The organism is Bacillus sp. CGMCC 1.16607, from assembly GCF_042683745.1.
Lineage (GTDB): Bacteria > Bacillota > Bacilli > Bacillales > Cytobacillaceae > Pseudoneobacillus.
Window position 1 is genome coordinate 14,974 of sequence record NZ_JBHUJX010000026.1, and the last position, 13,751, is coordinate 28,724.

At 30.6% G+C, this 13,751-nt stretch carries 7 protein-coding genes; 5 read left to right on the plus strand and 2 right to left on the minus strand.

Annotated elements, in window-relative coordinates:
* The first annotated feature begins 219 nt into the window (after positions 1-219).
* From ACFSO7_RS21645 to ACFSO7_RS21655, 3 genes are all read left to right on the plus strand, one after another.
* Entirely contained in the window at positions 220-408 is a 189-nt protein-coding gene (locus tag ACFSO7_RS21645) for an aspartyl-phosphate phosphatase Spo0E family protein (protein WP_377879515.1), read from the plus strand.
* 135 nt (positions 409-543) lie between these two features.
* Positions 544-1,740, plus strand: coding sequence for a beta-ketoacyl-[acyl-carrier-protein] synthase family protein (locus ACFSO7_RS21650; protein ID WP_377879517.1), 1,197 nt, complete (start codon positions 544-546; stop codon positions 1,738-1,740).
* Between the two features lie 16 nt (positions 1,741-1,756).
* A complete protein-coding gene (locus ACFSO7_RS21655) occupies positions 1,757-3,196 on the plus strand; it encodes a sensor histidine kinase (protein WP_377879518.1) in 1,440 nt (479 codons plus the stop codon).
* 1,261 nt (positions 3,197-4,457) lie between these two features.
* Here the strand turns inward: ACFSO7_RS21655 and ACFSO7_RS21660 are convergent.
* Positions 4,458-4,751 (minus strand): hypothetical protein, encoded by a 294-nt coding sequence (locus tag ACFSO7_RS21660; RefSeq protein ID WP_377879519.1) that lies wholly within the window; start codon positions 4,749-4,751, stop codon positions 4,458-4,460.
* 309 nt (positions 4,752-5,060) lie between these two features.
* Complete coding sequence (locus tag ACFSO7_RS21665; protein WP_377879521.1) at positions 5,061-5,510, minus strand: DinB family protein; 450 nt, start codon at positions 5,508-5,510, stop codon at positions 5,061-5,063.
* A gap of 616 nt (positions 5,511-6,126) precedes the next feature.
* On the opposite strand from ACFSO7_RS21665, the gene ACFSO7_RS21670 reads away from it, so the two are divergent.
* Together ACFSO7_RS21670 and ACFSO7_RS21675 are read left to right on the plus strand one after the other, a co-directional pair.
* Positions 6,127-11,553 carry an EAL domain-containing protein gene (locus ACFSO7_RS21670; RefSeq protein ID WP_377879522.1) on the plus strand — a complete coding sequence of 1,809 codons (5,427 nt, stop codon included), beginning with the start codon at positions 6,127-6,129 and terminating at the stop codon, positions 11,551-11,553.
* 1,061 nt (positions 11,554-12,614) lie between these two features.
* Positions 12,615-13,442, plus strand: coding sequence for a methyl-accepting chemotaxis protein (locus ACFSO7_RS21675; protein ID WP_377879523.1), 828 nt, complete (start codon positions 12,615-12,617; stop codon positions 13,440-13,442).
* The last annotated feature ends 309 nt before the right edge of the window (positions 13,443-13,751 follow it).

The window sequence follows — 13,751 nt, forward strand, 5'->3', positions numbered from 1 at the left end:
AAAGAATTAAAAAATTATATTGAAAACCTCGCACTATCTTGAGTCAAGGATAAGTGCTATTTTTTTATTTTTAGTGCTAGATTGTCAAAAGACTAAACCACCTCAGGGCAAAAAGAGTGATTAAAATTTTCCTGTTTTTGTAGAAAATTGTAAAAAAGGTAAAAATCCGAGAGGGAAAATGTTACTATTAAATGGAAGTATTCTAAGGGGGTTTTTTTCATGAACCTATTTTTATTAGAGCAGGAAATAAATTCCTTGCGTTTATACTTATATGAATTAGCAAAAAATGCAGATAGTTACTCTCAAGGAGAGATATTAAACGTAAGCCAACAATTAGATCAAAAAGTGCTACTTTATCAAAAATGTTTGATAGAAAAATTGGAAAATAAATATGTTGGGAACAAGTGATAAATAGCGGGTTAAATAAGTGGCCGAGTCCTCTCAATTCTCTTTTTATAACACTAAAATTAACTAGGATAACTGGTCTGTTTTCTATATAATTTTTTATATAGATTTTTTTATATTAAAAAGGTGGTATGTTCATTGGGGAAAATTGTAGTTACTGGGTATGGTGTCAAAGCACCAAAAACAAATAATATTGAACAATTTTTATCCAATTTAAAAAAAGGGGTCTGCTGTTTAGAAAGTATTACCGACCTTTCACCAAATGGTGAGGAAACGATAATTGGACGTATAAACGGAAGTTTGCAAGAGCAGGAGACTGATAAGCGTTTTAAGAGATATCCAAGGGTTACACTTCTAGGTATGTCTGCAGGAAAAGAAGCATTAGACAAAGCTTATTTATCTGGCTTTTCTGACAAGAGAGTTGGAGTGTTTATTGGAACTTCATTAGGAGCAATGGGAGAAATGGCGTTTCAGGAATCGATAATACAGATTCATCAAGATAAATATAGAGAAATTCCAATAAATTTTTCTCATATAGTCAATTATCATAGTATTACATCAGGGATTGCTCATTTTTTAGGAGCAAAAGGAATAACAAAAACGATAACCACTGGCTGTACTTCTAGTTTAGAAGCCATTCAAGATGCCATGGTTTATTTAACAAGTGGTGAGATTGATATCGCGATTGTTGGTGGTACAGATAGTCTAGTCGATAAAATGGCTACCTACGGATTTGCCAAAACAAAAGCGATTGCACTTAATCAAACATTAGCAGATGGTGCTATACCATTTAGTCAACGTAGTTCTGGTTTCGCTATTTCGGAAGGTTCAGGTGTTGTGATTCTCGAAAGAGAAGAAAGTGCCTTGAAGAGGAATGTGCCCATCTTAGGTGAAATTGAAAATATCGTTTCAAATAATGATGGGGTTTCAATCTATACATTAGATAATACGGGTGAACAGATGCTTAATGCTTTAAATGAAGTAATTAGAGGTAGAAAACCTGACTATATAAATAGTCAGGCATTGGGGATTAATACCAATGATCGTATAGAGGAGCGTTGTTCTAAAGAATTATTTAATCATGAGGTTCCTTACTCTTCCATTAAAAGTATGATCGGAAACCCTTATGGAGCCATAGGAATATTGCAAGTTATATCTTCTTTATTAAGTATAAATCATGGATTTATTCCTCCAACTATTCGAACAAGTAAAGAAGGTTTTGAAGAGATGAATATTGTTCAAGAAACTAGATTCCAAGAAGTGAACGAAGTCGCCGTTACCAATCATGGGCATGGAGGAAATAATGCATGTGCATATATAAAAAGATATCGTTAGAGTGGGGAGCAGAAAAGTGATTATCGCATTTTTAATTGCTATTATTGGAATTATTCCAGTCGTATTGGCAATTTCCGTATTAAAAATATATAAAGGTTCGGAATTAGGGTATGCTCTGCTTCTCTATATGCTTTCCATCGGCTTTTGGCAACTAGATATTGCCTCATTATATTTAAAAGAAATACTTCCCGAAAATGTTATTCTATGGTTTTTCAGGATTTTTAGGGCAGGACCAACCTTTATGATTCCCTTGGTTTTTTATTTATCTTATGTATCTATTAAGAAGCATTCAATAAATATAAAGAATAAATTTTATAATCGATTTCTATTATCAATCTTTAATCGTAAATTATTGATATTATTAACTATATGGAGCACTTTTGTCTATTTTATTAATATGACAAAATTAGGAGTTGCAGGTTTAACGGAAGTCAAGATAATAAACACAAATACCTATTCCTATTTCCCTGAATATGGGCAACTTTCATTTTTGTACACCTATCATACAGGTAGCTTTATCATATTTGTTTTGTTTACTTATTTGATTTCAAGGAATATCCAAAATCAATACTTGAAAGATTTTCTAGGTACGTTTTCATTTTGTTCATTTTTACTATTTTTATCAGGGTTATTAAACTTCATTCCTAAAACAGGGACATTATTCAGTAGCTTAGGGGTCATCATTTTTTCTGTCATTATTATCTTTTCATTTGTAAGAATGAACACAGTCATGGCAGTAAACTACAATCGTTTAATGGAGCGACAGAAGAAACTAGATTATTCAGGGAATCTTACTGCAAGCCTAGTTCATGAAGTGAAAAATAATATACAAATAATTAATGGCTATTCCAAATTATTAAATGAGTCAACCACAATATCTTCACAAGATCAAAAAATGAATGAGATGATTCAACTCGCTTCGCAACAATTAGAGGAATTAACTCAAAATTATTCAAAATATATAAATGATCAATCGATTGACTTTACGATGGATGATATAAATATAGTTATCGAACAAGCAATCAAAATTACAAATGAAATGGCTAAAGAAAAATCAGTAGAGATTAGCTTTGATCGAAAATATAGGACACTAAAAGCGTTTGTAAATCAAACGAATTTAAGACAAGTATTTGTTAACCTAATAAAAAATAGTATTGAAGCATTTCCTGAAGAAGAAATTTTAAGAGAAATCATGATTTTTACAGATATCCAGGCAGATAAAATTTTCATCACTATTGTGGATACAGGTATGGGAATACCAGCAGAAAACTGGGAAGGTATTTTTGACCCATTCACTACATCTAAAAAAGATGGGTTAGGATTAGGATTACCATTTGTCAAGAAAGTAGTTTTTGAACATCGTGGAGATATTAATATTGTGGAAAGTAGTCAAAGAGGTACCAAGTTTCAAATCACATTACCACAATATTCTTTTAGTGATTTTCATATTTACTAAATGTACCTACACTACATAGGTAGTATTTTATATGACAACAAGGAAGCTGCTTTTAAAAAGCGGTTTTTTCTTGTCATTTTTACTTTTAAGTGGGCGAAATTCCGAGAACATACCTTTTATGAAGGTTATCTATCTATTCCTCCTCGTGAACCAATGACTGATGGATTAGTATGGTTTACCGATGAAAAAAATTTGGTGTATAGATCTATAATCAGTCATCTCAAGAAATAGATGTCAATATTAACATCGAATTTGGTTGGAGTCCTTTTGTTAGTAAAAGTGTAGCAATTCCTAATGAGCCTGTAAATGTTCAATCAGCTGCTTTTCGAAAGCACCTTGTTTGGTATGTGGATGAAAGTGGTTATAGCATTATGGAGTTATCAGAAGGATGGACAAATTTGGTTAACTCATCCAAAGTCTTATATCTAACTTATTCATAGTTACTAGTAACTATGAATGTGCTTTTAAATAGATGACTTCGAAGAGATTGTTATGACTTCATTAGAATTTACCTTATATATGGTAACTATTTTAACCATAGCGTTATTAATAAAGCCATATGCCTAAGTAGAGTTGATACAGATTACTTTATTGGTAGGATACAATCTCTGCAAATGGCAGGATGAAATATATGGAAGATAACAAAATTAAACCTATATTGAAATAAACGATCTTTCAGCTGGAAAATTGGGTTTGTATCAAAGGAATTATTCGAATGGTAAATATAACAGAAGACCATAGCTACTATATAAGCACGCAAGAACAAATATCGGTATTTCAGGTTAAGTAATTGGAGTAATTAAAATCTGAATAATCACCGATTCTCAGTGAAACTATTTACTTCTTTTTAAATATCTTAACGAATTTTTACATGATTTACATGTAATGTCATTAACATGTATAAACTTTATTTTTCTTAATTCATTTCTAAATATAGTTTCAGAATAATTGTAGGTGAATCCACATAGACAATTATTACTGTCATTAATTGCATGAATAGATTGAGACAGGAAACATTTGATAGTTGGAAAAAACATAGAGTTATTCCTTTCTTCATTTTTTTATAGGTCTTATGGATTAGACGAAGCAATAAAGGAAAGGTTTCAATTAGCTAAACAATACATATAGAAATACGTTGCGAGCAAGGCATCATAATTGGATATAGGCTACTGTATAGGGGAAAATACCTTTGAACGAACCTAATTCAGTACCCGATTCTTAAAATAATTATTCATTCTAGTTGAATATCGTGCAATAAGAGTCAAATAAATTTAATTAATTGTTGGGGGCTCATGAGTCCATTTACTTCAATTATGGAGTCTCTATGAACATTCCACATGGTTTCATGTATTTCATCGTTTTCATCTTTGGTGAAGTCCTGAAAAGTAATACACTCTTTTCTATAAGGATATTTTTCATTGCCCAACCAGTGACAATGATCAAGATAACCAAACATATAAGTATTGTCTTCCAGATATACCCATATCTCAGGAGCGAATTCTGGAAAATCATCATAAGGAAAATAAAAAAATTTTTCTATCGCTTGTCGTTCCATTAGATATACCCCACTAATTGGAGATTTATTAATTATTGTTTCCAATATACGAAGCAAAACTCACAGATGGATATTAGTGAAGCAATTAATTCAACGCAATTATGAAACTGGATGATAGCCAGGTCGTTCATCTACTTATTAAACATTTCGTAGCCTTGGAGATGGGCGCAGGAGCAAGTGAATATGAAAAATAAAAGTTCTATTATCGGCCACGACCAGCAAGTCTAACTTAATAATTACTAAGTTTAATAGATACCAGTATCATGACTAATGAAAAAACCAATCTTAACAAAATGATTGGCTAGGTTATTAAAATAATGGTTTTTTAAATCCATTGATGTTAGCAATGATTGCAATTTGACCAACATGGTATGCTTCATGGCTAAATACATGATGAAAAAACCAATTTATTGTTGGTTCTGAAGGAGGAACCCAACCATCAGAGAACTTTGGTACATGAACTATGTTTGATAACTGCGAAGGATCTAAAGTTGCTAAGAGATTATCTGTATTATTTCTGACTTCAATGTATCCGTTAAGTATTTCAATTGGGCTACTATGTTTATGAATCGTTAGAACACTGTTTTTTTTAAAGCCAACTGAATTTATCCAAAATTCCTCACTTTGTGAGATGTGGGTAATAATCCAAGCTATGGTTTTAGGATAATTATCAGATTTTTTGTACCAAGAATTTTCATCAAGTTCTTTTAAATATGGAATAAGTGATTTACGAAGATCGTTACGATATGGAAATAACATTTCAGTGCGTCCCTCTTTTATCCAATTTATACACATCATACCAAATGCATGATTTGATTGACACAAGATTGACTCAGTTAATTAGATTTGAAAAGAGAGAATATATTTTGGATTATTTGTAGCTTATTAATGATAGCCTGATAAGATTATGTTTCTACAATACTTAAGATAATATATAATAAAATGACTGGTCTTTTTATTTTTTGAATTACTCATATGAAGTTCAAACGATGATTATTCTTGTCTTTTGAATGATCGGAAGAATCATTGTTAATCTATGACTTGTTTTGAGATTTTCTATCAATGCTATTCTGAAAAATTCAAAGTAAAAAAAGAAGTCTATGAAATACTGAGTTCATCGTATTATAAATCAACTTTGCTTATTATTCGATAAACAAACCATGGGCAATATTTCGAAAGATTCGATGTATAGAAAGTTCAAATTAGATTAGAAAATATTTTTTTATATAAATTTATTACTGAGTTGCTCCGAATTATATCTCTATTTCAAATGGATTATCATAATATTCAAATATTTAACAACGTTCTAAATTTAAGTCATTAACTTTGTCAGTTCCTTAAATAAACCAACATTTTATAGCGGGAGGAATAATATGTGAACGAAAACAGGACTAGAGAAATGTTTTTAGAAAGTGAATTACAATTAGAAATTGAAAGTATGAATAATTTTTCACTGATGTATCAACCTAAAATAAGTTTGCACCAAGGTCATATAATGGGTGCTGAAGCTCTACTCCGTTGGCATCATCCAAAACTAGGCTACATTCCCCCGTCTGAATTTATTCCTATTGCTGAAAGATGTGGATTAATTCATCATCTTGGCAATTGGGCATTAAAAAAGGCGTGCAGACAACTTAAACTTTGGCATTCAAATATCTCCAAGGAACTTCAAGTATCTGTAAATCTCTCTCTATTGCAATTGGAACAAAACGATATAATAAATGACATTACTTCAATAATCGAAGAATCAAGAATTGAACCGAATTCTTTAGAGTTAGAAATTACTGAAAGTATTACTATGGATGGTAAAGAGAATTTGATAAGCAAGATGAACTATTTAAGGAAGTATGGAGTGAATTTGGCACTTGATGATTTTGGTACAGGATATTCTTCTCTAAACTATTTAAGTAAACTACCAATTCATACATTAAAAATTGATAAGTCATTTATTAAAGAGTTAAAAATTGGGTCCACCAATTGGAAGATAGTTGAAGCGATTGTTAATGTGGCGCATGGACTTCATATGAAAGTTGTAGTTGAAGGTGTAGAGTTGGAGGAACACGTTAAAATTTTGAGGGAATTAGATTGTGATATCCTACAAGGGTATTATTTTAAATCCCCATGCACACCATTAGAGTTTGAAAAATATTATAGCGATTTTTATCTAAGTGATGAAAAGAGTAGTGCATTGGCTCTTAAGGAACAAGCATTGAATACATTTTCAAAAGTGACTATGGATGTAAAGAGGAAATTTAAAATTCTAAAGACCTATTCAAAAAATTTATATTTTGGAGACATTCAATTAATAAGAGATATTGATAATGAAGAAGATATATTATGTCACTCCTTTTCGAATGAAATAGCAAACTTTATAGGCATTAATCAAATAAAATTGAATTGTACAAGGATGTATGGGCACTCAAATTCAATACTAAAATTAAAAGAGTTTATTACTACTGAAAGTCATTTTATGATTACTTATCATTATGAGAAGGGACAAGTGCCATTATTCGAATACATAAAAGGAATGACTTATAAAGGTAAATTAGAATTGATGCTAGAAATATCCAAATCTTTATTTGAATTGCACATTGATATAAAGTGGCATGGTTGTTTAATTCCCGAGTATATTTGGGTTTGCGAAAATGGAAAGGTTGTTTTCCAAAATTCAATAACATCTACGCCTTTTACACTTATAAGTCCATACGAAATTTCTTTCGAAGGTTTTCCATATTTTGCACCTGAATTATTTAGAATGAGGCAAATCGATTCTAGAACTGATTTATATAACCTTGGAGTATTATTTTACTATATACTTACTGAGCGCTTTCCCGTATCAAAGGATAAACTAATTTTTCCTCCGTCTGCTTTAAATGAAGATATCCCTTTGGTTCTTGACCGAATAGTATTAAAAATGTTCCATAAAAAGCAATCAGAGAGATATCAATGGGTTGAGGAAGTCTTAGAAGCTTTATCGTTATTTCAAGAAAACAAGGCGTTTTCATTACAATCTTCTAATATTAAATATGGTTCACAATTTTTATTTTCTTCAGAATTTACTGGAAGGGAAAAAGAGGTTGAAGCAGTTTCTCGTTACTATAGTAATCTAATAAGCGGAGAGGATAATAATTCTAATTTGTTGCTTATAGGTGAAACTGGAACCGGAAGAAGACAAATTATTATTGAAAGTGCGGCTAATTACCACAAAGAAATTGGTTATATTAGTGGTACTGCAAAAGAAATACCATTAAGTTCATTGGAGGAAATAACTAGAAAGATTCTAATATCATGTTTTAGCTCAGCAAAAAAATTAAAACTAGGGCAAAAATATCTTCATTCTATAAGCCGTATTTTCCCAGATGTTTCGTATATGTTTAAGGATCATTTCGTGCATCAGAAAATAAGGGTATTAGAAGAACAGAATCCTAAAATGGTATTAGTAAATCTATTTATAGATTTTTTAGATGCCACAGATTTAACTATGGTATTTGAAATTTATGATGCACATTTATTAGATCTAGATTCCATTGAAATTTTAAGAACTGTAATGATTTTAACTAAGTCTAAGTTTGGAGTTATTGGGGTTTCCAATTTTGAATATCCGAACAGCAATTTGTTATTTAAAAAGAAATTAGAAGTTAATCCACTGACTTTTAATGATTATAAGTATCTAATTTCTTCAATATTTGGGAAAACGGTTTTTATCAACGACGATTTTTATAACTGGATAAATTTTCACTCAAGTGGACTATTAAACAAAACATTTTATTTAATCAGCTATTTGGCTGATTCTCAACAAATATACTTGAAAGACAACCATTGGAGAATGGTTGGGACTATATCAGACTTAGAACTACCTAATTCTATTCAATCAGTCGTCACACTTAAATTAAAGACATTACCTAGTCGTTATATGAAAGTACTTCAAATTATTTCACTTTTCGATTTTAATATAAAAAAAGATGATCCAATATTAGAAACGGTTGTTAGATTAGCAAATTTAAAAAGTAAGCAAGAACTATTAATAATTCTTCAGAGATTTGTAGAATTAGGGATAATGATTGAACTGATGACTCATTTTCAGTTTAATAATAGTGAGATTCGGTTAAATGTATACATATCATTATCTGAGGATGAAAAAGAAAAATTACATATTAAAATGGCTGACGCATTATTATCTAGTAAAGTATTAGATTTTGAATTAATTGGCCATCAATACGAAATGGGTAAAAGGTTTGAATCAGCAATATATTTATATTTGGTTGATGCGAGAAGGTGTATTCAAAACCATTTGTTTGAAAAGGCTATAAAATTAATTAACAGATCTTTATCGCTTTATCGGATAAGTAATAGAAAAAAGTCACCAATTATTATTGAAAAATATTTGGGTATGGTTTTATGGAAATCGGGGGATTTTGAAGAATCTTCGAAGTTACATTATCGTTTATATAATGAGATTAAATCTCCTAAAATATTAAATCTCTTTGCTTTCAGTAGTATAAATTGTGGACAATTTAAACAAGTTGAACCGTTCTTAAAAACCATGCAATTGAGTGTGAAAAATGATTTTATTGAAATGAGGGTAAGAACCGATTGTCTCATTGCATTAGGGTATTACTACTTGCATATTGGTAATCATAATTATTTAACAGAACTTGAATTATTTCATAATCGTTTTCATAAAAAACTGAGAACTCAATTAAATGTAAAAAACTATATAAGGTGGATTTACAATTTATATGCAATCTTATCTCAAATCTCTGAGGAAAAGAAAGAGGAATATTCACACATATTGTATGAAGCTTTATACTTAGCAGAACAATATAATATGTATAATTTTTTAGTTCCTATCTATAATGTACTGGGTTTTATGTTGAGTTCAAAAGATTTAAATAAAGCAAAAGAATATTTCTATCAATCATCTCAATTATCTCAAAAACAAAACTTTAAGAATCACGAATTAACGGCCAAAGTAAATTTGATTGGTTGTTATACCTATTTAGGTGATGTTTTTAATGCGAAAAAATATATTAAAAAGGCCAGAAATCTCGAAGAAGTAATTACAACCAATTCCCACTCAATTGAATTATTATTACAGGAAGCTCATCATTACTTGTATATAGAAGAGTTTGAGAAGGTGTTAGAGATTGCTGAAAAAATAAAAAATTCAGCAAAGGAAACAGGTCAAAATAAATACCGGTCCTATGTCTTTATTTTGAAATACAAGGTCTTCCTAGAATTAAGGAATATGCAAAGATTGACTAAAATGTTTCCTATCCTTAAATCAATTTGTGAAAAGTACCATTTTGAGGACGAGTTATTCATACTTAAAATAAAACATGATTTTCTTGTAGAAAATTATGAATTCGCTTTACAGTCATTGCCGAATTTTTTGGAAAGAAAAGATATTTCAAAGAAAATGGAAATAATGGGAAATTTATTGTTGGCCGAAGCCAATATAAATTTAAAATTACTAGATCAGGTGCTTGAAAAGCTCAATTACACAAAAGAGTTGATGATAAATTCTTCATATAATCTTTTTATGGGTGATTACTATCTTCTAAAGTCAACTTACTATAGGAAGACAAATAATATTACCAAATCAAAAATTTATATGCTTAGAGCTCACAAGTGGTTTATTAAGCTACACCAAAGTAAAAAAGTCAAGGAGACATCCACTATTCTTTCAAGTGAAGTAATGGAAAATAAAAATAATAAATCAATTCTAGAAGAGATTAAAGAAAAATTACTTCTTGTAAAACCGTATGATAAAGACTCAAGTTTACTTTTAAAGCAAAGCATCTACGATTTAAATTCCTTAACATACAGTTCAGAAGAAAAAAATAACTTAGATGCTCTTGAAGAACAAGATTTATTGCTGGATAATGTACAACGAATTAATTCTACTTTTGATTTTATGACCCTCATCCAAAGATTAGCGTCAGTATTATTTGAAAATATTTTATTCGACACATTTTATATTACTATATTATCTCCTATCGGAGTATTGGAAACCAAATGTTTTAACGAATATTCAGAGATTATTCATTATGATTGTCAACATAAGGATTTTATAAAACAAATAATAGATAATAAAAACGGTTTAGATATATTAACAGATTGTTCCTATGGATACGGTACACCTATAATTTCAAACGAAGAGGTTTTAGGATCAATTTTACTAGAAAGTAATAAATTCCCTATAAAATTCACAGTTGAAGAGAAACAATGGATTAATAAGCTAATGAAATATATTTCCACCAATATACAAAATTCTATTATGTATCAATCTATTATTATTGATGATTTAACAGGTCTCCATAAGCGTAATTATTTCTTAAAGCGCATAAATGAGGAGTACAAAAAAGCATCAAAGCATGGAAATGATTTAGCTGTTATTATGATTGATTTGGATAACTTTAGTGATATTAATAATGAATATGGTCATCAAGAAGGAGATAGAGTATTGATATCAGTAGCTAAAACACTTCAAAAAATGGTTAGGTACACAGACATTATTGGAAGATATGGGGGAGAAGAATTCATAATTATCCTTCCCAATACGAGCGGTCTAGCTGCGAAGAAAATAGGTGGAAAACTACTCAATCAATTTTTACAAATTTCTGAAGAGCTAAATCATAAAATATCAGCCAGTATAGGTATATCGAGTTTAGATTTAGATCATCCAGAAAACGAGGAGGACCTTATAAAAAAGGCAGATGAAGCTGAATTATTTGCTAAGAAAAATGGGAAGAACCAAGTAATTTGTTATTGGGAAATGAGAAATCCATTATTCTATTAGTTTAATAATCTATGATTGATTATTTCGGTTAGTTTCGCATGGAAACACTAACTGCTACTAGTAAGAGAGTTCGATTTAGTGGAATTATTGATATAGAAGGTTTATAGATTAGAATAAGCGAAAAACTCAAAAGTGGTTATTTTTTACTTCTCTTCGAATTGTAGAGGATCAAGTTGGGATCATAATGAGAGCTGGTGTATTAGCTCATTTAAATAGAGCCACTTCAATCGCGAAATCGTAAGCCACTCATTTTCCAGCTAGAACACGTCTTGATTTGGAGTGAGAGGTATGATAGGCTCGTTGACTTCTCGAAACACCTTGGTGTGTCGCCTTTCGAGCAAAATCATACCTCTGGGGGCTCCATGTTAAGACATTCCAGATTTTCCAGTTTTGAAAGAACTAGTGGCTCACTTTTGGATAATCAGAGTGGCTCAAAATGCAATTATCGAAAACAGCTGGTTTTAATTTTGGCTAAAAATGTAGGAACTGTATTGAATAGGAGTTGTAAGTGGAAAAATATCTTCTCTAAAAACAAATTAATAGATGGTGTTGGAAAGGGTTTACTGCCTTATCTAAAAATAAAAATCTATACTAGAATGCCTCTTTATTTCAATGGGAACTCAAAAAAACTAGTAACGATTTTCGAACTGAGTCTGTATCAAACAAAACATTAGAATAGCAGTTCCATCTGGTATGATAACTTATCAACTTTGATTGAAAGGAAGGGTTACCTCTCCCACCTTTAATCAAAATATACGTACCAAAATTGCCTAACGAAATTATAATTTTTTCGCAAGGTCTGTGTGCCAAGTATTAATAATAATCATGAACAGGATGTAGCATTTTCATAAACATAAAATTTACCGTAGGTAATATGTTGAAATTGCCATTTTAAAGAAATTATTTATAAACGCCACAATTGCAACCTTATAAGATTCCTCTGTGGTTATGTCTTTAATCTATAACGTTAATCAAATTAGATGATAGTAAAAATAAGTAGGGAGCCAGCAAACCTTTTTTTGTAAAATTCATATAGCATAAAACAATGTTGGAGGTTGTATATGACTAAAACTGCATCTATTATGGAGACTTTAGCAAACTCAGCTGTTTTTTTTCAAAAATGTTTAAAAGAAGATGTAATGATTGGAGTCATTGATCATGAAAAATTCTTAGCTTATGTTCCAAGCAAAAGTTTAAACTTAGGGATAGAGAAAGGGACGCCTGTACCTAAAGACGATATAAGTTTACAAAAAGCCCTTGGGGGAGAAAATTTTGAAGCGAGACTCCCGAAGGAAATATATGGTTTCCATTTTTACGGGAAGACAACTCCTATTTTTGAAAATGGGAAGGTAGTTGGAGCGATTGGGTTTGGCTATAATATTCATGATCAAGTCATGCTTGAAGAGACTATATTGGAGCTAGATGAGTTGGCAAAAAATATTCAAAATCAAACTAACAACTTAGCGGCTCATTCTGAAGAATTGGCCACCGCTAGTCAGGAGATGTTAAAGAGTTCTTACACTGCATTAGAAAATACTAAACTAATCAATAGTGTAATTGGTCTTATAAATAACATTTCCAGGCAAACCAATCTTCTTGGATTAAATGCGTCTATTGAAGCTGCACGAGCTGGACAGTATGGGAAAGGTTTTACTGTTGTTGCAAATGAAGTTCGAAAACTGTCGTCAGAGTCTTCAAAAGCTTCTCAGGAAGTGTCTGAATTTCTCAATGATATTCGATTGAATATTAAAAGCATTAATGACGGATTATTAAACATATCTGATGCAGCGAATTATCAAGCTGCATTTGCTGAAGAGTACATTAAGATGGTAGGACAACTGTCGAATATGCGGAAAATGATGAACAGGTACACCGAAATTATAAAGTAGAGAAAAATCCCCCCAAATACAAAACTTTTTTCAAAATGATGGATGGAAATTATATTACTAATTCACCCTTTAATGCCTAAAAATTTTTATTTTATAAGAAAACATATGATAAAAGCCTTACAACATTTCTTATGTTTAAGGCTAATTCCATTTGGAAATTAATTTTTTACTTTTCTTCCTTGTGAAAATTGAAGATGTAGTAACAGTTATACCATAGATCCTAAAAAGAAGAATAAAAGAGCCATACTAGCAAGACTAACTACAATGTGCAAGTTCTCAAAATATTATAATTAATGCCTTTTGTATGGA